This window comes from Streptomyces sp. CoH27, from assembly GCF_020181035.1.
Classification (GTDB): Bacteria; Actinomycetota; Actinomycetes; order Streptomycetales; family Streptomycetaceae; genus Streptomyces; species Streptomyces camelliae.
Map to the genome: position 1 here is coordinate 176,821 of NZ_JAIQYY010000010.1, position 21,181 is coordinate 198,001.

Genomic DNA, 21,181 nt, shown 5'->3' on the forward strand with positions numbered 1-21,181 from the left:
AGCCTTCGGCCATGACCACGCTGCAATCCGCTGTGCGACGCCGCCGCGCCGTCGCCGCCGCCGGCGCCGTTTCCGCCGGACTGCTTCTGCTCTCCGCCTGTGAGAAGCCGACGCCCGTCGCGACGATCACCGTCGGCGAGAGCTCGGTCAACTCCGAGGCCCTGTGCTACAACGACGGCAACACGCTGGACGCCAAGACGCTGGCGAAGTGCGCCAAGAAGGTGAACGACGTCAAGTCGATCACCGTGGACACGGACGCCACCGTCCGCTTCGGCGTCGACCCGAAGATCGCGGACGAGGGCTGGGTCCTGCTGGTGAACGGCCGTCAGTTCACCGACGTCAGCAAGAAGACGTACCGCACCATCCCGGGCAGCGCGTTCTTCAACGCCCAGTACGGCACCGAGGGCGACACCAACACGGTCTCCATCCAGATGGGCGGCACCAGCCCGGGCAAGGGACTGTGGTCCTTCAAGCTGAAGAAGGCCTCCTGACCACGCCTTCCGCACGCATCCTCGTAGCCACCGCGGTCCCCGCCGAACGGGACGCGGTGGCACGGGCGTTCTCCTCGCCGGACTCGCAGGACTCACCGGACTTGCCGGACTCGCCGGTGGAGCAGATCTGGCAGCCGGGCGTGGGACTGACGCGTACGACACGTACGGCCGGCGTCTGGGATCTGCTCGACGCGGGTGTCGGCCCGGCCCGCGCCGCCGCCTCCGTCTCCGCCGCACTCACCGCGGCCCAGCTCGCCGGTACCCCGTACGACCTGGTCGTCTCGGCCGGGATCGGCGGGGGCTTCCAGCCCGAGGCGCCCGTCGGCTCCCTCGTCGTCGCCCGTCGGATCACCGTCGCCGACCTGGGCGCCGAAACCGCCGACGGCTTCCTGCCGGTCACCGAACTGGGCTTCGGAACCGTCCACCACTACCCGCCGAGATCACTCGTACGGGTTGCCTGCCAGGCCACCGGCGCCCAGGCCGGCACCATCCTCACCGTCTCCACCGTCACCGGCACCGCCGCCCGCGCCGCCGAGCTGCGCGCCCGGCACCCGCAGGCGCTCGCCGAGGGCATGGAGGGCTTCGGGGTGGCGGAGGCGGCCGACGCGCACGGGACGGCCGTCCTGGAGATCCGCGCGGTCTCCAACCCGGTCGGCCCGCGCGACCGCGCCGCCTGGCGCATCGGCGACGCCCTGACCGCCCTCACCGAGGCATTCGGGAAGCTCGCGCCCGCATTGGAGAGTTGGAACCGACATGACGACCAGTGAGCAGCATCAGACCCTGCGGATCGCGTACTCCCCCTGCCCGAACGACACCTTCGTCTTCGACGCCCTCGCCCACGGCCGCGTGCCCGGGGCGCCCGCGCTGGACGTGACGTTCGCCGACATCGACATCACCAACGGCATGGCCGAGCGTGGCGAGTTCGACGTGCTCAAGGTGTCGTACGCCGTCCTGCCGTACGTCCTCGGCGAGTACGCCCTGCTGCCGTGCGGCGGCGCGCTGGGCCGGGGCTGCGGCCCGCTCGTCCTCACGCGGGAGGCGGGGGCGGACCTGACGGGCCGTACGGTCGCCGTGCCCAGTGAGAAGTCGACGGCGTATCTCCTCTTCCGCCTCTGGGCGGCCGACACCCTCCCCGGCGGGGTCGGCGAGATCGTCGTCCTGCCGTTCCACGAGATCATGCCGGCCGTGCGGGACGGCAAGGTGGACGCCGGACTGGTCATCCACGAGGCCCGCTTCACGTACCAGAACTACGGTCTGCACAAGCTCGCCGACATGGGCGAGCACTGGGAGCGGACCACCGGGCTGCCGATCCCACTGGGCGCGATCATCGCCAAGCGCGCGCTGGGCGCGGACACGCTGACCCGGCTCGCGGATTCCATCCGCACCTCGGTACGGGCCGCCTGGGACGACCCCGAGGCCTCCCGGCCGTACGTCATGGCCCACGCCCAGGAGATGGACCCGGCCGTCGCGGACCAGCACATCGGCCTGTACGTCAACGAGTTCACCGCCGACCTCGGCGAGGACGGCTACGCGGCGATCCGCGGCCTGCTGACGCGCGCTGCAGCCGAGGGACTACTGCCCGCCCTCCCACCCGAGGCGCTCGCGTTTCCCTGAGGCGACCCGCGCACACGCGCGACGGCCGAGGGGCTGGTGCCGCCCCTCGGCCCGGATGTGCTCGTGTTTCCCTGACGGTCCTCAGACGTCCAGCTGGTCGGCGACCGCGCGGAGCAGGCCGGCGATCTTCTTGCCGGACGCCTTGTCCGGGTAGCGGCCCTTCTCCAGCATCGGGGTGATGTTTTCGAGAAGGGTCGTCAGGTCCTGCACGATCGAGGCCAGCTCGTCCGGCTTCTTGCGCTGGGCGGCGGCGACCGACGGCGTCGGGTCCAGCACGGTCACGGAGAGCGCCTGGTCACCGCGCTGACCGGCGACGACGCCGAACTCCACGCGCTGTCCCGGCTTGAGTACGTCGACTCCGGCGGGGAGAACCGAGGAATGGACGAAGACGTCACCGCCGTCGTCGCGGGAGAGAAAGCCGAAGCCCTTCTCGCTGTTGAACCACTTGACCTTGCCGGTAGGCACGTCTGTCCTCGTCCTCGTGTCTCGTCGGGAATACTTCGGAAACGGCTCTTGATAGCACTACAGCGGGTCGACCATGACCCGCCGCTACCAAGCGCTACCAAGGCTAATGGTCTTCGGGCGGGTGACAAGACGTCCCCCGGTTCTTCACCGTGGCTGGGAACTACCCTGGTCCGGTGCGTGACAAAACCCAAACGAATTCCACCGAGCCCGGTGACCTGCTGATCCGCGCCGGTGCCGTCGTCTTCTTCCTCGGGGCGCTGGCCACTCTGGTCACGGTGGCCCCGCTGTTCCTCGGCGACAAGCCTTTTCCGACGTACATGTACCTGCTGAGCATGCTCATGGGCGTCGGTTTCCTGCTCGCCGCCGCCGGTGTGCTGCGGTCGGTGACGGCCGGCCGGCGTCAGGCGCGGGCGGCAGCCGCCGAACGGTAGCCGTCGAGCCAGCCCGGGAACGCGGAGAGGTCGTCCAGCACGACGTCCGCCCCGGCCGCGTGCAGATCGTCGGCCGGGCACGGCCCGGTGGCCACGGCGACGGACAGCGCGCCCGCCGTGCGCGCCCCGCGCACGTCCCCGACATGGTCACCGACGTACACGCCCGCACCGTACTCGCGCAGCGCCCGCGCCTTCTGCTCGGCCCACAGGTCGCCCACGACCACGTCGGGCTCGATGCCGAGGTGCGCCAGGTGCAGCTTGGCGTTGGGCTCGTACTTCGCCGTGACGACCATGGTCCGCCCGCCGGCCGCCCGTACGGCCGCTATCGCTTCCCGCGCGCCCTCCATGGCAGGGGTCGCGGCGATCGCGATCGTCGGGTACATCTCCCGGTACAGGTCCGCCATCGCGGGGATCTGCTCCTCGGGGAACCAGTTGACCAACTCCTCCGCCAGCGGCGGCCCCAGCCGCGTCACCGCCAGATCGGCGTCGATGTACGTCCCGGTCCGCTCCGACAGCGCCAGGTAGCAGGCGCGAATGCCCGGCCGCGAGTCGATGAGGGTCATGTCGAGGTCGAAGCCGACGGTGAGAGTCATGCGGCTCATTGTGCCGGGTGCCCGTCCGCCGCCGGGTGCCTCCGGCGGTTCGGCCGAACGGGTTGGCGCCGTAGAGGCAACTGCGCACTGCCGGGTGCGGGTGCGCTGTGGTCGCTCGTTCCCCCAAGTTCTCGGCTTCGCTCGAACAGGGGGGACCCCCATCGCGGCGGAGCCGCATATCGACACAGCCCCGCACCCCTTCGGGGCGCTCACCTCCGCCGCTGCGACCGCCACACCAGGTACAGAGCCGACGCCACCGCCGCCCCCCGCACCACCCACGGCCACGTCCCCGCGACCGCGTCCCCCATGTGCCCCTGAGCGATCGGCTGCCCCCAGCGCCCGTTGTCCCGACCCCACAGCCACACCAGCCCCGCCGCCACCGCCGTACCCGGCAGGATCAGCACCGCCGTCTTGGTCTCCGCGGCGGTCAGCCGGCGGGAGCCGTAGGCGATGGCCCAGCCGAGCAGGAGCGCGAACCAGTTGCCGAGCACCGCGCCGGCGACCAGCGCGGCGGCGGCCAGCAGCAGGAAGGGGTTGGTCCAGCCGGCGGCTGGGCGCAGGGGCAGCATCCGGCGGCGCCCGGTGGGAGCGGCCTCGTCCGCGGTGTCAGGCGCCTCGTCCGTCACCTCCTGCGCGGCGGCCTTCTCCGTCCCCGACGTCCCCTCCGTCTCCTTCGGCGGCCGGCGGAGCAGGTCCGGGATCTCCACACCCCCGACGAACCCCGGCACGGAATCGGTGTCCGGGCCGCCGAGGGGAGCGCCGCCGAGCTGCCACCAGTCGGGATGCGTGGCGCTGTCGCCGAGTTCGTGCGCGGAGGCGAGATGGGGCGGGGCGGGCGCGTCGCGCGGCGCGGACGGTGCCGCGGGCTCGGAACCGGCGGAGCGAGGGCGCGGTACGGCCCGGCGCAGGCCCTTCGGCCGGTCCTTCTTCCCGTCGGTGTCGCCCGCCTCGGGCTGTACCGGCACCGCGGCCGCCGGGGGCTGCGGGAAGCGTCCGGGGCCGGGGCCGGATGTGCCGCCCGCGGCCGCCACGACCTCGTCGGGGGTGCCGAGCCGATCCAGGATGCGGCGTACGGCGGCCGGACTGTCCACCGTCACCTTGGCCCGGTGCCGGTCGATCTCGTTGCGCAGCTCCGTCACGAGCCGCATCCGCGTGGACGACGGCAGCTGCCGCTGCTGAGCGATGTCCCCGACACGGCTCAGGTACTCGTAGACGACCTGGTCGCTCTCGATCCCCACGGTGAGGACGGTACCGCTTGGTCACCGTCCACCCGACTCACTCGGCTGGAACCGGCGCACCCGCTACCGTGGGTCAGATGAGCCAAGCGGCCCGACCAGCTCCCCGTTCCCTCGCGGAAGCGCTGCGCGCCAGGGACGACGCCTCCCTGTCCGCGCTCCTGCGCAGCCGGCCCGACCTCATCACGCCCGTCCCGACCGACCTCACCCAGCTGGCCACCCGGGCCGGCACCCGCGCCTCGGTGCTGCGTGCGCTGGAGCGGCTGGACCGGTTCGCGCTGCAGACCGCGGAGGCGCTGGCCGTCGCCCCGGACCCGGCGTCGTACGACACCCTGCTCGGGCTGATGGCGGGCGACGCCCGGGACGCGACGGTCGCCGGCGCGCTGCCGCGTGCCCTCGGCACCCTGCGCGAGCAGGCGCTGGTGTGGGGCGACGACGAGCGGCTGCGGCTCGTCCGCACCGCCCGGGAGCTCCTCGCCCCGTCCGCGCAGCACCCCTCCCCGACCGGGCTCGGCCCGACCGTGCAGGAGGCGACCTCGGGCATGTCGCCGGGCCGGGTCCAGGAGATCGTGACGACGGCCGGGCTGCCGTCGACGCACGACGCGGTGTCCGCCGTGGCCGCGCTCACCGCGCTGTTCACCCACCGCGGGAAGATGGCCAAGCTGCTCGCCGGCGCCCCGGCCGGGTCGCACGAGGTGCTCGCCCGGCTGGTCTGGGGACCGCCGTACGGGCAGGTCACCCCGGAGCCGGCCGCGCATCTGCGCTGGCTGCTCGACCGGGGCCTGCTGCTGCCGACCGCCCCCGGCACGGTGGTCCTGCCCCGCGAGGTGGCCCTGCATCTGCGCGAGGGCCTCGCGCACCGCACGCCCGAGCCGCTGCCGCCCGCCGTGGAGCCGGCCGCCGCCCACAACCCGCAGGTGGTCGACGCGACGGCGGCCGGCCAGGCGTACACCGCGCTCGCCACCGTCGAGGAGCTGCTGAAGGACTGGGACGAGGGCGGCCCGGCCGTGCTGCGGGCCGGCGGGCTGAGCGTGCGGGACCTGAAGCGGACCGCCGTCGCGCTGGACGTGGCGGAGCCGGTCGCCGCGTTCTGGGTGGAGCTGGCGTACGCGGCCGGTCTGATCGCCTCCGACGGCGAGGCCGACGAGCGGTACGCGGCCACGCCCGCCTACGACGAGTGGCTGGAGCGGCCCGCCGCCGAACGCTGGGGCCGGCTCGCGGAGGCCTGGCTGGCGGCCACCCGGACGCCGGGGCTGGTCGGCGGGCGGGACGCCAAGGACCGCACGCTCTCCGCGCTCGGGCCGGGCCTGGACCGCTCGGCCGCGCCCGAGGTACGGCACCGGGTGCTGACCCTGCTCGCCGGGCTCCCCACGGGCACGGCGGCGGACACCGAGTCGGTCCTGGCCCGGCTGCGCTGGGAACGGCCCCTGCGCGGCCGGCAGCCGGACGGCGCGGAGGACCTGCGCTCCCGGCTGGCCCGCTGGACCCTGGCGGAGGCGGAACAGCTGGGGATCACCGGCCGGGGCGCGCTGTCGGCGCACGCCCGCGCCCTGCTGGGCGCACCGGCCCCCGCCGCCGCCGTACCCCCGCGGGACGGTTCCGGTCCGGGCGCCAAACTCCCGGTCCATCACCATCACACCCCCGCCTCCCTCTCCCCCCTTGAGCAGACGACGGCGACCGCGGCGGCCGCCCGGATCCTGGCCCCGCTGCTGCCCGAACCCCTGGACCACGTGCTGCTCCAGGCCGACCTGACGGCGGTGGCGCCGGGCCCGCTGCGGCGGCCGCTCGCCGACACGCTGGGCGTGCTCGCGGACGTCGAGTCCAAGGGCGGCGCGACGGTCTACCGCTTCACACCGGGCTCGGTCCGCCGCGCCCTGGACGCCGGCCGCAGCGCCGCCGACCTGCACGCCTTCCTCACCGAGCACTCCCGTACGCCGGTCCCGCAGCCGCTCGCGTATCTGATCGACGACGTGGCCCGCAAGCACGGCCGGCTGCGGGTGGGCGCGGCCTCGGCGTACGTACGCTGCGACGACGACGCCCTGCTGAACGAGATCCTGGCCGACAAGCGCGCCGCCGCCCTGCGGCTGCGCCGGCTGGCCCCGACCGTGCTGGCCGCCCAGTCCGACCCGGCGACGCTGCTGGAGGGCCTGCGCGCGATGGGCTTCGCGCCGGCCGCCGAGTCCGCCGAGGGCGATGTCCTGATCGCCCGCGCCCACGCCCACCGCACCCCGCCGCGCACCGCACCCGAGCCGGTCCCGGACGGCCCGCCGCCACCCGACGCCACGCTGCTGACGGCGGCGATCCGCGCGATCCGGGCCGGCGACCTGGCCGCGACCACCCCGCGCAAGCCCGTCGGCGAGTCCGCCGGGGCCGGGGCCCTGCCGACGGGCGGCGAACTCCCCCGCACCTCCGCCGCCGAGACCCTGGCCACCATGCAGGCCGCCGTCCTGACCGGCGGCTCCCTCTGGATCGGCTACGTCAACGCCGAGGGCTCCGCCAGCCAGCGCGTCATCGCCCCGGTCCGCGTCGAGGGCGGCTTCGTCACGGCGTACGACCACACGGCGGACGAGGTCCGGACGTATCCGCTGCACCGGATCACGGGGGTGGCGGAGCTGGCCGAGGACTGACCTGCGGCTCACCCGCTTCCTCGGCGAATGCGGCACACTGGACGTTTGGCCGGTGAGGAAAGGGTGTGTGCCGCTCGTGAACGGACCGCTGATCGTACAGTCCGACAAGACCCTGCTCCTGGAAGTCGACCACGAGCGGGCCGACGACTGCCGACGGGCCATCGCGCCGTTCGCCGAGCTGGAGCGGGCGCCGGAGCACATCCACACCTACCGGGTCACGCCGCTCGGGCTGTGGAACGCGCGGGCGGCCGGGCACGACGCCGAGCAGGTCGTGGACGCGCTGGTGCAGTACAGCCGGTATCCGGTGCCGCACGCGCTGCTGGTCGACATCGCCGACACGATGGACCGCTACGGCCGGCTGACCCTGTCCAAGCACCCCGCGCACGGACTCGTGCTCACCAGCACCGACCGGCCGGTGCTGGAGGAGGTGCTGCGGTCCAAGCGGATCGCCCCGCTGGTGGGCGCCCGGATCGACCCCGACACCGTCGTCGTGCACCCCTCGGAGCGCGGGCAGATCAAGCAGGTGCTGCTGAAGCTGGGCTGGCCGGCCGAGGACCTCGCCGGGTACGTCGACGGTGAGGCGCACCCCATCGAGCTGCTGGAGGACGGCTGGGCGCTCAGGCCGTACCAGAAGCAGGCCGTGGAGAACTTCTGGCACGGCGGCAGCGGTGTGGTCGTGCTCCCCTGCGGTGCCGGAAAGACGCTGGTCGGCGCCGGGTCCATGGCGCAGGCCAAGTCGACCACCCTCATCCTCGTCACCAACACCGTCTCGGCGCGGCAGTGGAAGCACGAGCTGGTGAAGCGGACCTCGCTGACCGAGGACGAGATCGGCGAGTACAGCGGGACGAGGAAGGAGATCCGGCCGGTCACCATCGCCACGTACCAGGTGCTGACGACGAAGCGGAAGGGTGTCTATCCGCACCTGGAGCTGTTCGACTCCCGGGACTGGGGGCTGATCGTCTACGACGAGGTGCATCTGCTGCCGGCTCCCGTCTTCAAGTTCACCGCCGATCTCCAGGCGCGCCGGCGGCTGGGGCTGACGGCGACGCTGGTCCGTGAGGACGGGCGCGAGTCGGACGTCTTCTCCCTCATCGGGCCCAAGCGGTTCGACGCGCCCTGGAAGGAGATCGAGGCGCAGGGGTACATCGCGCCCGCCGACTGTGTCGAGGTGCGGGTGAACCTGACCGACTCCGAGCGGCTCGCGTACGCCACCGCCGAGACGGAGGAGAAGTACCGCTTCTGTGCGACGACGGACACCAAGCGGAAGGTGACGGAGGCGATCGTGCGCCGCTTCGCCGGCCAGCAGATCCTCGTCATCGGCCAGTACATCGACCAACTCGACGAGCTGGGCGAGCACTTGAACGCCCCGGTGATCAAGGGCGAGACGTCCAACGCGCAGCGCGAGAAGCTCTTCGACGCGTTCCGCGAGGGCGAGATCAGTGTGCTGGTGGTGTCGAAGGTCGCGAACTTCTCCATCGACCTGCCCGAGGCGACGGTCGCCATCCAGGTGTCCGGCACCTTCGGCTCGCGCCAGGAGGAGGCCCAGCGCCTGGGCCGCGTGCTGCGCCCGAAGGCCGACGGCCACCAGGCCCACTTCTACTCGGTGGTCGCCCGCGACACCATCGACCAGGACTTCGCCGCCCACCGGCAGCGCTTCCTGGCCGAGCAGGGCTATGCCTACCGCATCGTGGACGCCGACGAGATCCTTGCGGAGAGCTGAGCCGGGTCACTTGCGGCGTATGCCCGCTTCCTCGCCGTACTCGCCGAAGATCACGACGCTGATCGCCGCTTCCGCGAACACCTTGAGGGCGCGCAGGGCGTTGCCGATCGGATGGTGATGGGGGCCGTCCGTGGCCGTGGCGCCCGCCGGGGGCCGGGCGGGGGCCGGGGAGATGGATGCTGCGCTCATGTCTCCATGGTGGCTCTCCGGGCATAAGACCCGCATCGGTCTCCGGGGCCAATTCCGGATGCCCCGGACTAGGCCCGCGGGTGGACTCCGCCCCCTACTCCAGGGATCACCTGTCCCCTAGGGGCCGGGAAATTCATTGGCCCCCTCCCCAACCCCTCCCCTAGAATCTCCGCTCTTGCCCGCCTCCCTTCCGCGGAGTGCCGTCGCCCGGTCGGAAACCGTGCGGCATCGTCGTAGCCGTCCCAGCAGGTCTACCGGAGGCACCCCCTTGTCCACGCCCGCCCCAGAGCCGCTCGACGCCCCACTCGCTGCCCCGCTCGACGACCCCCTCGCCCGGGAGCGCGCCCATCTGTCCGCCTCCCGTGCCGCGCTGCGCGCCATGCGCGAGGACGTGGAGGCGCTGGACATCAAGGACGTCGCCGCGAACTGGGTGAACGCCCAGGTGCTGTCCCGCCAGATCGACGAGCGGATCAAGGCGCTGGCCGACCTGAGCGACACCCCGCTGTTCTTCGGGCGGCTCGACTATCTGCACGCTCCGGGTGCGGACCGGGCCGAGGGTGCGGAGGGCGAGCAGTTCTATATCGGGCGCCGGCATGTGCACGACGCCGACGGCGATCCGATGGTCATCGACTGGCGTGCCCCGGTCTCCCAGCCGTTCTACCGGGCGTCCAAGAAGGACCCGATGGACGTCGGGCTGCGCCGCCGCTTCGGCTACACCGGCGGCGACCTCACGGCGTACGAGGACGAGCACCTGTCCGACCCGGAGGAGTCGGCGAAGGCCAGCAAGCTGCTCCAGCAGGAGATCGAGCGGCCGCGCGTCGGCCCCATGCGGGACATCGTCGCCACCATCCAGCCCGAGCAGGACGAGATCGTCCGCAGCGGGCTGGGCGGGACCGTCTGTGTACAGGGAGGGCCCGGCACCGGGAAGACCGCCGTCGGTCTGCACCGGGTCGCGTATCTGCTCTACGCCCACCGGGACCGGCTGGCCCGCACCGGCACGCTCGTCATCGGGCCGAACCGGTCCTTCCTGCACTACATCGAGCAAGTCCTGCCCGCCCTGGGCGAGTTGGCGGTGCAGCAGGCCACCGTGGACGACCTGGTGGCACATGTGGAGGTGCGCGGCACGGACGAGGCGGCCGCGGCCGTGGTCAAGGGCGACGCCCGGATGGCCGAGGTGCTGCGCCGGGCGCTGTACGCGCACGTGAGCATGCCGACGGAGCCGGTCGTGGTCGTGCGCGGGTCGCGGCGCTGGCGGGTACCGGCGTACGAACTGGAAGACGTCGTACGGGAGTTGCTGGAGCGGGACATCCGGTACGGCGCCGCCCGCGAGGCCCTGCCGCAGCGGATCGCGCACGCGGTGCTGGTGCAGATGGAGCGGGCCGGGGAGGCGCCGGACGACCGGGTGCAGGACGCGGTGGCCCGCAACAGCGCGGTCAAGGCGGCCGTGAAGGCGGTCTGGCCGGCCGTGGATCCGGCGAAACTGGTGCTGCGCCTGCTGACGGACGCGGACTTCCTCGCCGAGCACGCCGAGGGGATCCTCGACGAGGACGAGCAGAAGACGATCCTGTGGGCCAAGCCGGTGCGCAGCGTGAAGTCGGCCAGGTGGTCCTCGGCGGACGCGGTGCTGATCGACGAGGCGACGGACCTGATCCAGCGCACGCACTCGCTCGGCCATGTCGTCCTGGACGAGGCGCAGGACCTGTCCCCCATGCAGTACCGCTCGGTCGGCCGCCGCTGCACCACCGGCAGCGCCACCGTCCTCGGCGACCTGGCCCAGGGCACGACCCCGTGGGCGACCCGGAGCTGGGACGAGGCGCTGGCCCACCTGGGCAAGCGGGACGGTGTGATCGAGCAACTGACGACGGGTTTCCGCGTGCCGACGGACGTCATCCGTTACGCCTCCCGGCTCCTGCCCCACATCGCCCCCGGTCTCACCCCGGTCGCCTCCGTCCGGGAGAACCCCGGCTTCTTCGAGGTCCGTACGGCCACCGGGACCGCCGACGTCGTCGCGGCCTGCGAGGAGTTGCTGGGCAACGAGGGCTCGACGGGCCTGATCGCCGCCGACGCCCGCATCCCGGCCCTGGCCGAGGCCCTGACGGCTGCCGGGATCTCGTATCTCGCCCCTGGCGAGGAGACCACCCGCGAGACCCGCCTCACCCTGGTCCCGGCCTCCCTCGCCAAGGGCCTTGAGTACGACTACGTCGCCCTGGACGAACCGCAGGCGGTGGTGGACGGGGAGCCGGACGAACGGACGGGGCTGCGGCGGCTGTACGTGGCGCTGACCCGAGCGGTGTCGGGCCTGATCGTCACGCACTCGGCGCCCCTGCCCGCACAGCTGGGCTGAGCCGACGGCGGGGCTGTCGGTGCGGATGAGTAGGCTGCGGTGCCGTTGTGTCAGGTCAGTCGCGTCCCCCTTTGGAAAGGCCTCCGTTGAGCACACCGCCGTCCCCGCATCCCGGATACCAGCAGACCCCCGGGGCGTACCCGCAGCAGCCGGGTCCCTACGCGCAGCAGGCGCCTGGGCCGTACGCGCAGGCGCCCGGGCCCTACCAGCAGCCGGCCCCCGGGGCGTATCAGCAGGCGCCCGCGCCGTATCCGCCCCAGCAGGCGCCCGGCGGCTACGGCCAGCCCCAGGCTCCGTACCAGCAGGCACCCGTCGACCACAGCCGGCCCGCCCCGTATCAGCAGGCGCCCGCCGGCCCCGGGTGCGAGGTGTGCGGAGCCGGGCCCGCCACGCGGGTGACGATCCGGGGCCACCAGGGCATGCTCATCGTGATGCGGAACCTGTGGCGCAAGGGCACCTTCTGCCAGTCCTGCGCGCTCGCCGTCTTCCGCAAGATGCAGTCGGACACGCTGGCGAAGGGCTGGTGGGGGCCGATGTCGATGGTCATCACGCCCATCACGCTGCTGATCAACCTCTTCGCCCTGTCCAAGATCCGCAAGCTGACCGCCCCGACGGCCGCACTCGGCCCCGGCCTGGACCCGGGCCTCCCGGTGTTCCGCCGCCCGGCCGGAATGTTCGGCCTGCTCCCGCTCTCGGGCTTCGGCGTGGTGTTCCTCTTCGTCCTGGTCGTGCTCGCGACGGCGTGAGGGAAGCGCCCCGAAGGGGCGCGGGGCAGTGTCCGGTATGCGGCTCCGCCGCGATGGGGGTCCCCCTGTTCGAGCGAAGCCGAGAACGTGGGGGAGCGAGCAACCACGACGGCGCCGCACCGGGCGTACGTCCCGGACCGGAGCGGCGCTATTCCCCGTCCAGCACCCTCCGCCATTCCCGCACAGCCTCCTCGGAAACCGGCCCGGCCCAACCCGCGGGGCGAGCGGCGCCGCCGATGTGGAAGGCGTCGATCCCTGCCGTGCGCAGCGGGCGTACGTGCTCCAGGCGCAGCCCGCCGCCCACCAGGACCGTCTGGCCGTACCCGGGCTCGCCCCGGCGCCCCGCCTCCGCGAGCAGCGTCGGCAGCCCCTCGTCCACCCCGCCTGCGGCGCCCGCCGTGAGGTAGGTGTCCAGGCCGGGCAGGTCGGCGAGCTGCTTGCGCAGGGCGTCGCGGTCGGCGGCGCGGTCGATCGCGCGGTGGAACGTCCACGCGCAGCCGTCCAGCGCGCCGGCCACCCGCTCCACCGCCGCCAGGTCCACCCCGCCGTCCGCGTCGAGGAACCCGAGCACGAACTGGTCGGCGCCGGCGTCCCGCAGCTCGCCCGCCACCCGGACCAGCCGCTCCAGGTCCCCGGCGGCTCCGACCGCGAAGCCGTCCGTCAGCCGCAGCATCACGCGCAGGTCGATGTCGACGGCGGCCCGGATGCCGGCGACGGTGGCCGGCGCGGGGGTGAGCCCGTCGGCCGCCATCTCGGTGACCAGCTCCAGGCGATCCGCGCCTCCCGCCTGGGCGGCGACCGCGTCCTCGACGTCGAGCGCGATCACCTCCAGGACTGCACGCTTGCTCATGGCACCCCATTCATCGCGGCTACAGGTCCAGGGACAGGTGTAGAGGTCTAGTCCAATTCAAGGGTACGCCCTGCCCCCTCCCACGGCCGACAGCACGCCACAATGTGCCCATGGCCGACCTCGACGACCTGCGTTCCCGCTGGCTGCGTGCCCTGCTCGCGGCACGTGACGACGACTCCTGCGCCCCGGACCCGTACCGGTACGCCGACGCCCTGCTGCGCCGCTGGCAGGAACCGCAGCGCCGCTACCACACCCTTGAGCACCTCACGGCGGTCCTCGACCGCATCGACGTGCTCGCGGAGTACGCGGACGACCCGGACGTCGTACGCCTGGCCGCCTGGTTCCACGACGCCGTGTACCTGCCGGAACGGTCGACGAACGAGGAGCGCTCCGCCCGCCTCGCCGAGCGCGCCCTCCCCGAGGCCGGGGTCTCGCGGGACAAGACCGCCGAGGTGGCCCGGCTGGTCCGGCTCACCGTCACGCACGACCCGGCCGACGACGACCGCGACGGCCAGGTGCTGTGCGACGCGGACCTCGCGATCCTGGCCGCGCCCCCGTCGGCGTACGCCACCTACACCGCCGAGGTGCGCGAGGAGTACCACTTCGTGCCGAACGACGCCTTCCGGGAAGGCCGTTCGGCGGTTCTGCGCCAACTCCTCGGCCTGCCCCGGCTGTTCCGCACCCCGTACGGCCAGGAGCACTGGGAGGCCACCGCCCGCTACAACCTCGCCTCGGAACTGGAATTGCTGTCGACCTGAGCCCGCGCCTTCCCTAGAGTGCGCCTCATGCGAACGATCAACGGGGAAGATGTGACCAAGGCCGTCACCGGATGTGTGGCGGCGCTGCGGCCGGCGGCGGACCGGGACTGGACGGCCGTCAAAGCCGGGCGGGTGGAGTTGAGTTGTCACGGCACCGCGTTCCACATCGCCGAGTGCTGCCTGGGATACGCGGCCAACCTCGCCGGACGCGCCCAGGACGACTACGTCCCCTTCGAGGCCACGCTCGACGAGGGCACCGACAACGCCGGTCTGCTGCATGTCATCGAGGCGGCCGGCGCGCTGCTCGCCGCCGCCGTCGACACCGCCCCGCCCGGTGTGCGCGCCTTCCACCCCTACCCGTTCCGCAGCGCCGACCGCCATGGCTTCGCGGCGATGGGCATCGCGGAGACACTGCTGCACACCCACGACATCGCCCAGGGCCTCGGCCTCCCCTACGAGCCGCCGGCCGACCTCGCCGAGTCCGTCCTGACCTGGCTCTTCCCGCAGGTCAAGCCCGGCCCGGAGCCCTGGCCGACCCTGCTGTGGGCCACCGGGCGCGGCGAGCTGCCCGGCCGCGCCCCGGTCACCGAGTGGCGCTGGCGCAACAACCTCGTCATCCCCGCCGACCGCGTCACCCTCACCGGCCTGCGCCCGGCCGTCGCCCGCGATCTGCGCCTCGGCGGCGACGGCGGCCTGGACTGGATCGAGGGCGGCCCGTACGAGGGCACCCGGGACGCCGCCGGCATGCTGGTGAAGGCGTACGAAGCCGGCGTGCACCGGCCGGAGTTCGGGGTCTTCGCCCTCGTCCGGCACGAGGACGGCCGCGCGATCGGCGGCATCGGCTTCCACGGCGCACCGAACGAGGAGGGCTGGGTGGAGGTCGGCTACGACCTCGCCGAGGGCGCCCGGGGCCAGGGGTACGCGACGGAGGCCCTGCGCACGCTGGCCGACTGGGCGCTGGCCCGGGACGACGTCCGCATGGTCATCGCGACCGTCGAGCACGCCAACGTCCCCTCGCAGCGCGTGGCGTCCCGGGCCGGCTTCACCCGCGCGACCGTGGAGGAGGAGCGCATCGCACACGCCGAGCACGGCATGGAGGACGGGCTCCAGCTCTATGTCCGCCGGGCCTGACGGGCTGCGACTCTACGTCCGCCGGGCCTGAGGGCCCTTCCTGCGCCGCAGTCCGGAGGCGTGCAGCAGCCGCACCACCTCGCGGCTGCTGACCTCCACCGCCCCGGCGGCCACCACGTCCGCGTACCGGTGCGCCGGAATGTCGTAGTGGTCGCCGTCGAAGGCCCGCCTCGGCACCTCCAGCTTCTCGGCGAACGCGTGGAGTTCGTCGTACGACACATCGCTGATCAGGTGCGACCAGAGGCGCCCGTGTCCCGGCCAGGCGGGCGGGTCGAGGTACAGGGTCACGAGGAGGTCGTCCCGCCGGTGGCCGAGCCCAGCAAGCCCACCGCCGCGACCTTCACGCCCGCCTTGTGACAGACCCAGTGCGGATCGGGGCCCAGTTCCGGCTCCACGTCGAGGGCGTGCGGGTCGCCCGAGCCGCACACCGGGCACAGCGGCCAGCGGCCGTACCGCTCCAGCAGTGCGTCCTGCACGTCCTGGGCGACCAGCCCGGCGAGGTAGGCCATGCCGTCCGGCCACTGCTCGACCCACCAGCGCCGTTCCGCGACGGAGTCCTCGACCAGCGAGACGACGTCCGCGTGGGCGACCTCGCCCGCGATCAGATCGGCCAGCACCAGCGCGCGGGCGGCGTGCAGGGCCTGCTCAAGGGGGCTGACGGGATCGAGGGACTCCATGGAACCCATTGTGCGCACTCTTGACCGCCATACCGAACCGAAAATAGCTTTCACATGTGACCCAGGACGTGAAGGAAATTTTCGGCAGTCCGGGCGGCTCGCTCGCCGCGAAGGTGCGCACCCTCGCCCCTTCCATGACCCGGTCCATGCTGCGCGTCGCCGAGGCCGTCGCGAACGACCCGGCCGGCTGCGCCGCCCTCACGGTCACCGGCCTCGCCGAACTCACCGGCACCAGCGAGGCCACGGTGGTGCGCACCGCCCGCCTCCTCGGCTACCCCGGCTACCGGGACCTGCGCCTGGCCCTCGCGGGCCTCGCCGCACAACAGCAGTCGGGCCGGGCGCCCGCCATCACGACCGACATCGCGGTGGACGATCCGCTCGCCGACGTCGTCGCGAAACTCGCCTACGAGGAGCAGCAGACCCTCGCCGACACCGCCGCCGGACTCGACACCGCGCAGCTCGGCGCCGCCGTCACCGCGCTGGCCGGCGCCCGCCGCACCGACGTCTACGGCATCGGGGCGTCCGGGCTGGTCGCCCAGGACCTCACCCAGAAGCTGCTCCGCATCGGCCTCATAGCCCACGCCCACAGCGACCCGCACCTCGCGGTGACCAACGCGGTGCAGCTCCGCTCGGGCGACGTGGCGATCGCGATCACCCACTCCGGCTCGACGGGGGACGTCATAGAGCCGCTGCGGGTCGCCTTCGAGCACGGGGCTACGACCGTGGCCGTCACCGGCCGGCCCGACTCGCCGGTCACCCAGTACGCCGACCACGTACTGACCACGTCCACCTCACGGGAGAGCGAGCTGCGGCCCGCCGCGATGTCCTCGCGGACGAGTCAACTGCTCGTGGTGGACTGCCTGTTCGTGGGAGTGGCCCAGCGGACGTACGAGACGGCGGCGCCCGCGCTGGCCGCGTCGTACGAGGCGCTGGCGCACCGGCATCGCACCAGCCCCAGGTGAGCACCAGCACGCGAACCCGAACCTGAGAGACCTGAGAGAGCCGCCCCCTCATGACCTCCCCCGACCTGCGCAGCCAGTTGGCCTCCCTGACCACCGAGGCCTTCCGTCCCGACCTCGCCGACATCGACCGCCTGCCCACCCTCGACATCGCCCGCCTGATGAACGGCGAGGACGCCGGTGTCCCCGCGGCCGTGGCGGCCCAGCTGCCCCGGATCGCCGCAGCCATCGACGCCGTCGCCGCACGCATGGCGAACGGTGGCCGGCTGATCTACGCCGGTGCCGGTACCGCCGGCCGGCTCGGCGTGCTGGACGCCTCGGAGTGCCCGCCCACCTTCAACACCGATCCCGCCCAGGTCGTCGGCCTGATCGCGGGCGGCCCCTCGGCCATGGTGACCTCGGTGGAGGGCGCGGAGGACTCCGAGGAGCTGGCCCGGCAGGACCTGGACGCGCTGAAGCTCACCGCCGGCGACACCGTGGTCGGCATCTCCGCCTCGGGCCGCACCCCCTACGCGATCGGCGCCGTCGAGCACGCGCGGGCCCAGGGCGCGTTGACGATCGGGCTGGCCTGCAATGAGCACAGCGCGCTCGCGGCGGCGGCCGAGCACGGCATCGAGGTCGTGGTCGGCCCCGAACTGATCACAGGCTCCACCCGCCTGAAGGCGGGCACGGCGCAGAAACTCGTCCTGAACATGATCTCGACGATCACGATGATCCGGCTGGGCAAGACCTACGGAAACCTGATGGTCGACGTACGGGCGTCGAACGACAAACTCCGGGCCCGCTCCCGCCGGATCGTCGCCCTGGCCACGGGGGCGGGCGACGAGGAGATCGAGCGGGCGCTGGCCGCGTCGGGCGGCGAGGTGAAGAGCGCGATCCTCGCCCTCCTCGCCGACGTCGACGGCCCCACGGCCGCCCGCCTTCTGGAGGAGTCCGGCGGCCATCTGCGCGCCGCGCTGGCCCACGCGCCCCGCTGAGCCGCACGCTCGGGGCGACAGGGGCGCCGGCGCGCCCCCCGACCGGCTGCACCCGCGTAACACCCCGCCCGGGGCGGTCGTTCCCCCGGCATGACGAAGATGAAGCTCCTGACCACCGCCGCCCTCACGATCTCCGCCGCCGCCCTGGCCGCCCCCGCCCACGCCGAGGACTCCGGCCACTGGACGACGACCGGCACCGCGCGGTGCGCCGAAGACCTCGCCGTGCTGCCCGTCGCCAACGCCGTCTCCCCGCTGCCGCTGCACTTCGCCGGGCCCACCTGCGGCGAGGGAAGCCTCATCCGTCACTGACGAGGCGCCCGCCAGACCAAGGTGTAGCGCCAGAAGAGCCGGCGGCGGAGCCGGGCGCCGGGCCGCTGCGCCCTGGCCTGCCCCCGGTTTCAAACGACGCGCTCCGGCGCTACCGCCAAGATTCCCTTACAAGTTGACAGAGCGGCCGAGCTTGTAACATCGCCTCGGTGGCAACCGCTCCATCGGGCCATTCCTCCGACCACGAGCCCACGACAACTGGCCTGACCTGTACCTCGCACGGCCAGTCATCCGCCGACTTCCTCAGGTGGCGTTCAAGCGCACCAAGCACGCTCACCTCTTGTGTCACCAGGCAAAGAAGTGAAGTCGATCACTCGCCTATAGATCAACGCGCCCTTTCACGCATGCGTGCGGATCAAGCCGCCTGAAATGCCTCAGTCGATTCTTGATGTGTCATACATAGAGTATTGGCTCGTGTACATGAGGGATCAAGGAGCTGTGGATCGAGGGGAGCAGGGCGTTCATCGCAGGCAAGCCGATCTGGGCTCCACTGCAGCGTGCCCGGGGCACCGTGCACGACTACTCTGCCCGACTTTTCGGCGAGACGGCCGGAATTTCCGGCGCGTTCTCCACCGCCGCCGATCTCGCCCGATTTCTGCGCCACCTCCTCGTCGCCGGCCGAAGTGCGCGCCCCGTTGTTCCATCGGCCTGGATCTCCTTGTCCCTGCAGGTTCGCGTCTTCTCCACCTTGGCATTCCCCTGACCGTTGACTCCTCCTGAACCGCCGTGAACGGATGCGGCGTACCCCTGATCGGCCGCGCTCCATGCGTGGCCTTGATAAACCATCCGACCAGAACAGAAAGGTGGTGATTCAAGGTGACTGCCGAGGACTTCCTGGCGTCCCGCGAGGCGGGCGAGTCGGCGACGAAGTGGTAATCGTCGCGACTGACAAATAAGGGTGCCGGGAGACCGAATATGCTCTCCCGGCACCTCATCAGGAATCGGGTACGAGGCGGGCAGGAGAATGCTGCACGAACTGTTCGAGGAAGAATCGATAACAGCTCTTCAAGGCCAGGAATACCGAAATCGGATTCAGCAGATAGAGAAGGAGCTGGCCGATGCGACGGTGGACGATCTCTCCCTGGAGCAACTGTCCGCGTGGGCGGTAGGGCATGCGGACTGGAATGTGCGACGCCTTGCCGTGGAGACCCTGGCCACCCGCTTCGTCGCCGCTCCCGAGGCGCGGGCGGCGATCTGCGAGGCGATCCATGACGATGTGGACTGGGTTGCCTTCACCGCCATCAAGGTCGCCGGTGAGCACCGTATCCCTGAGGCGGTGGCGCATATGATCCGGATCTCGGGGTGGCCCAGCAATTTCACCAAGCCCGCGTACGCGCGCAAACCGGTGGGCTGCGGTGCGGCCTTCACCAAGCGCGCCCTGCTCGACTTCTTCGGCTCCGTGGATTCCGAGGAGCTGCGCGAACTCGAAAACCAGCACTTCGCCGAGTTGCGGGCGCAAGTGGTCACCGCCAGGCGCGAACCCGATCTGCGGGACGTCGTCCTGGTTCCCGCCGGCCCCTTCATCGCCGGAGCAAGGGTGACCGACATCGGCCCGTTCCAGATGGACGACTCCGACAACCCCCTGCGCGTCGAGGAACTCCCCGCCTACTACATCGACCGCACCACGGTAACGAACGCACGGTACGCGGAGTTCCTCGAAGCGGCCGGCAGCTCGAAGGAATTCGCCCACCCCGATGAGCCGGAGGGCAAGGACTACACACCGGCCCACTGGCGCGACCCGCGCTTCAACCGACCAGAGCTACCAGTCGTCGGTGTCGACTGGTACGACGCCTACGCCTTCGCCCGCTGGGCTGGCGGCAGACTCCCCTCCGAGAACGAGTGGGAAAAGGCCGCTCGCGGAACGGACGGCAGGGTCTACCCCTGGGGCGACACCTGGGGTGACGACAAGGCGCGATGTGTGTTCACGGCGTACGGCCGGAACGACATCCACAACCTGGCTGACCTGGAGGAGCTCCTGGTCACCACCACGGTCTCCTGGCCGGAGAAGCCGGTGGCGGCCGCCGATTCCCACCCTGCCGGTGCCAGCCCGTACGGCGCCCTGAACATGGCGGGGAACGTCTGGGAGATCACCCGCACCAACTTCTTCACCCGAGCGGACATGGCCCCCTTCTTCAAAGGGCGCACGGGTCAGGAGTTCATGAACCGACCCGAGGCGTTCCACGTCCTGCGCGGTGGTACCTGGACGTCTCCCCCCGTGTGCTTGTCGACCTTCTACCGCGGCAAGGACCTGCTGACCGACCGGCACAACGAGGTCGGATTCCGCTGCGTATACGACGCGTCCGCACGTGACTGAAAGGTGAGGATGCACGATGTCCGATCGAGATGAGCGCCAGGCGCTGCGGCAGACCCTGGTGGAAGGCATACATCTGCTCGCCGAACTGGGCTACAGCGAGGGAATCGCCGGCCACGTGAGCGTGCGGGACCCGGAGCGCCCGGACGCCTACTGGGTCAACCCGTTCGGTCTGGACTTCCACCAGGTCACGGTCGACGACCTGCTGCTGGTGGGCGGTGAGGGGACCGTCCTGGAAGGCTCCGGCGAACTCAACCCCGCAGTGGATCCGCTCCACGGTGAACTGCACCGTAATCGGCCGGACCTGGTGGCCTTCGCCCATACACACTCCATGTACGGCAAGACCTGGTCGTCCCTGGGACGGCTACTCGACCCGATCACCCAGGATGCCTGCGTCATCTACCAGCGGCACGGCCTCTACGACCGATTCACCGGCCTCGTCAACGCCCGCCAGGAGGGCAAGGAGGTCATCGAGGCCATGGGTGACGGAACAGCGGTGATCATGCAGAATCACGGCTTCTTGACGGGCGGCCGCACCATCGGTGAGGCGGTGTGGCTGTTCATCGTGATGGAACGCTGCGCCCAGTCACAGCTCATGGCTGAGGCGGCCGGCACACCGCGGCTCATTCCGCACGAGGTGGCCCTGGACACCGCACGTGCCCTGGCGAAGCTGGAGTTCACCGACAAGCAGTACCGGAACCTGTACGAGACGACGTGCGTCCGTGGGAAGCGGTGA

Annotated in this window: 22 protein-coding genes; 15 read left to right on the forward strand and 7 right to left on the reverse strand. The window is 71.9% G+C overall.

Features of this window, described 5'->3' with window-relative positions; all coding sequences use genetic code 11:
• The first annotated feature begins 11 nt into the window (after positions 1-11).
• Genes LE548_RS18290 through LE548_RS18300 form a run of 3 tightly spaced genes read left to right on the forward strand, consistent with a single transcriptional unit; the run spans position 12 to position 2,105 of the window.
• On the forward strand, positions 12-491 hold the full coding sequence (locus LE548_RS18290; protein WP_225097939.1) for a DUF2771 domain-containing protein: 480 nt from the start codon (positions 12-14) through the stop codon (positions 489-491).
• Positions 461-1,258 carry a futalosine hydrolase gene (locus tag LE548_RS18295; RefSeq protein WP_225097940.1) on the forward strand — a complete coding sequence of 266 codons (798 nt, stop codon included), beginning with the start codon at positions 461-463 and terminating at the stop codon, positions 1,256-1,258. Before LE548_RS18290 ends, LE548_RS18295 begins: the two co-directional genes overlap by 31 nt.
• Entirely contained in the window at positions 1,245-2,105 is an 861-nt protein-coding gene (locus LE548_RS18300; RefSeq protein ID WP_225097941.1) for a 1,4-dihydroxy-6-naphthoate synthase, read from the forward strand. Before LE548_RS18295 ends, LE548_RS18300 begins: the two co-directional genes overlap by 14 nt.
• 81 nt (positions 2,106-2,186) lie before the next feature.
• On the opposite strand, the gene LE548_RS46065 is transcribed toward LE548_RS18300, so the two are convergent.
• On the reverse strand, positions 2,187-2,570 hold the full coding sequence (locus LE548_RS46065; RefSeq protein ID WP_158922086.1) for a cold-shock protein: 384 nt from the start codon (positions 2,568-2,570) through the stop codon (positions 2,187-2,189).
• Between the two features lie 173 nt (positions 2,571-2,743).
• Between LE548_RS46065 and LE548_RS18310 the strand changes: the two genes are divergently transcribed.
• Positions 2,744-3,001 (forward strand): hypothetical protein, encoded by a 258-nt coding sequence (locus LE548_RS18310; protein ID WP_225097942.1) that lies wholly within the window; start codon positions 2,744-2,746, stop codon positions 2,999-3,001.
• Here the strand turns inward: LE548_RS18310 and LE548_RS18315 are convergent.
• Together LE548_RS18315 and LE548_RS18320 are read right to left on the reverse strand one after the other, a co-directional pair.
• Entirely contained in the window at positions 2,971-3,603 is a 633-nt protein-coding gene (locus LE548_RS18315; protein WP_225097943.1) for an HAD family hydrolase, read from the reverse strand. The two genes, LE548_RS18310 and LE548_RS18315, sit on opposite strands and share 31 nt — an antisense overlap.
• A gap of 200 nt (positions 3,604-3,803) precedes the next feature.
• On the reverse strand, positions 3,804-4,832 hold the full coding sequence (locus tag LE548_RS18320; RefSeq protein ID WP_225097944.1) for a hypothetical protein: 1,029 nt from the start codon (positions 4,830-4,832) through the stop codon (positions 3,804-3,806).
• Positions 4,833-4,909: 77 nt separating this feature from the next.
• Here LE548_RS18320 and LE548_RS18325 point away from each other — a divergent pair, with 77 nt between their 5' ends.
• Together LE548_RS18325 and LE548_RS18330 are read left to right on the forward strand one after the other, a co-directional pair.
• Positions 4,910-7,456 carry a helicase-associated domain-containing protein gene (locus LE548_RS18325; RefSeq protein ID WP_225097945.1) on the forward strand — a complete coding sequence of 849 codons (2,547 nt, stop codon included), beginning with the start codon at positions 4,910-4,912 and terminating at the stop codon, positions 7,454-7,456.
• Between the two features lie 76 nt (positions 7,457-7,532).
• Positions 7,533-9,176, forward strand: a complete 1,644-nt coding sequence (locus LE548_RS18330; protein WP_225098135.1) for a DNA repair helicase XPB — start codon at positions 7,533-7,535, stop codon at positions 9,174-9,176.
• A gap of 6 nt (positions 9,177-9,182) precedes the next feature.
• Here LE548_RS18330 and LE548_RS18335 read toward each other — a convergent pair whose 3' ends face one another.
• On the reverse strand, positions 9,183-9,365 hold the full coding sequence (locus LE548_RS18335) for a hypothetical protein (RefSeq protein WP_225097946.1): 183 nt from the start codon (positions 9,363-9,365) through the stop codon (positions 9,183-9,185).
• 379 nt (positions 9,366-9,744) lie between these two features.
• On the opposite strand from LE548_RS18335, the gene LE548_RS18340 reads away from it, so the two are divergent.
• Together LE548_RS18340 and LE548_RS18345 are read left to right on the forward strand one after the other, a co-directional pair.
• Positions 9,745-11,709 carry a UvrD-helicase domain-containing protein gene (locus LE548_RS18340; protein ID WP_374116135.1) on the forward strand — a complete coding sequence of 655 codons (1,965 nt, stop codon included), beginning with the start codon at positions 9,745-9,747 and terminating at the stop codon, positions 11,707-11,709.
• A gap of 86 nt (positions 11,710-11,795) precedes the next feature.
• Positions 11,796-12,455: a hypothetical protein gene (locus LE548_RS18345; protein ID WP_225097948.1), complete on the forward strand. Its 660-nt coding sequence runs from the start codon at positions 11,796-11,798 to the stop codon at positions 12,453-12,455.
• A 148-nt stretch (positions 12,456-12,603) separates the two neighbouring features.
• Here LE548_RS18345 and LE548_RS18350 read toward each other — a convergent pair whose 3' ends face one another.
• A complete protein-coding gene (locus LE548_RS18350; protein ID WP_225097949.1) occupies positions 12,604-13,305 on the reverse strand; it encodes a copper homeostasis protein CutC in 702 nt (233 codons plus the stop codon).
• Positions 13,306-13,415: 110 nt separating this feature from the next.
• Between LE548_RS18350 and LE548_RS18355 the strand changes: the two genes are divergently transcribed.
• On the forward strand, positions 13,416-14,063 hold the full coding sequence (locus LE548_RS18355) for a hypothetical protein (protein WP_225097950.1): 648 nt from the start codon (positions 13,416-13,418) through the stop codon (positions 14,061-14,063).
• Between the two features lie 27 nt (positions 14,064-14,090).
• On the forward strand, positions 14,091-15,194 hold the full coding sequence (locus LE548_RS18360; protein WP_225097951.1) for a GNAT family N-acetyltransferase: 1,104 nt from the start codon (positions 14,091-14,093) through the stop codon (positions 15,192-15,194).
• A 12-nt stretch (positions 15,195-15,206) separates the two neighbouring features.
• On the opposite strand, the gene LE548_RS18365 is transcribed toward LE548_RS18360, so the two are convergent.
• Entirely contained in the window at positions 15,207-15,482 is a 276-nt protein-coding gene (locus LE548_RS18365) for a DUF4031 domain-containing protein (RefSeq protein WP_225097952.1), read from the reverse strand.
• Complete coding sequence (locus LE548_RS18370; RefSeq protein WP_225097953.1) at positions 15,479-15,871, reverse strand: hypothetical protein; 393 nt, start codon at positions 15,869-15,871, stop codon at positions 15,479-15,481. The genes LE548_RS18365 and LE548_RS18370 overlap by 4 nt, the downstream gene beginning before the upstream one ends.
• 56 nt (positions 15,872-15,927) lie before the next feature.
• Between LE548_RS18370 and LE548_RS18375 the strand changes: the two genes are divergently transcribed.
• From LE548_RS18375 to LE548_RS18400, 5 genes are all read left to right on the forward strand, one after another.
• Entirely contained in the window at positions 15,928-16,833 is a 906-nt protein-coding gene (locus LE548_RS18375) for a MurR/RpiR family transcriptional regulator (protein WP_225097954.1), read from the forward strand.
• Between the two features lie 50 nt (positions 16,834-16,883).
• The gene (gene murQ, locus LE548_RS18380) at positions 16,884-17,807 is read left to right on the forward strand and encodes an N-acetylmuramic acid 6-phosphate etherase (protein ID WP_225097955.1); all 924 of its coding nucleotides are present in this window, start codon (positions 16,884-16,886) and stop codon (positions 17,805-17,807) included.
• A gap of 90 nt (positions 17,808-17,897) precedes the next feature.
• Positions 17,898-18,116 carry a hypothetical protein gene (locus tag LE548_RS18385; RefSeq protein ID WP_225097956.1) on the forward strand — a complete coding sequence of 73 codons (219 nt, stop codon included), beginning with the start codon at positions 17,898-17,900 and terminating at the stop codon, positions 18,114-18,116.
• 982 nt (positions 18,117-19,098) lie between these two features.
• Entirely contained in the window at positions 19,099-20,448 is a 1,350-nt protein-coding gene (locus tag LE548_RS18395; RefSeq protein ID WP_225097957.1) for an SUMF1/EgtB/PvdO family nonheme iron enzyme, read from the forward strand.
• Between the two features lie 16 nt (positions 20,449-20,464).
• The gene (locus tag LE548_RS18400; RefSeq protein ID WP_225097958.1) at positions 20,465-21,181 is read left to right on the forward strand and encodes a class II aldolase/adducin family protein; all 717 of its coding nucleotides are present in this window, start codon (positions 20,465-20,467) and stop codon (positions 21,179-21,181) included.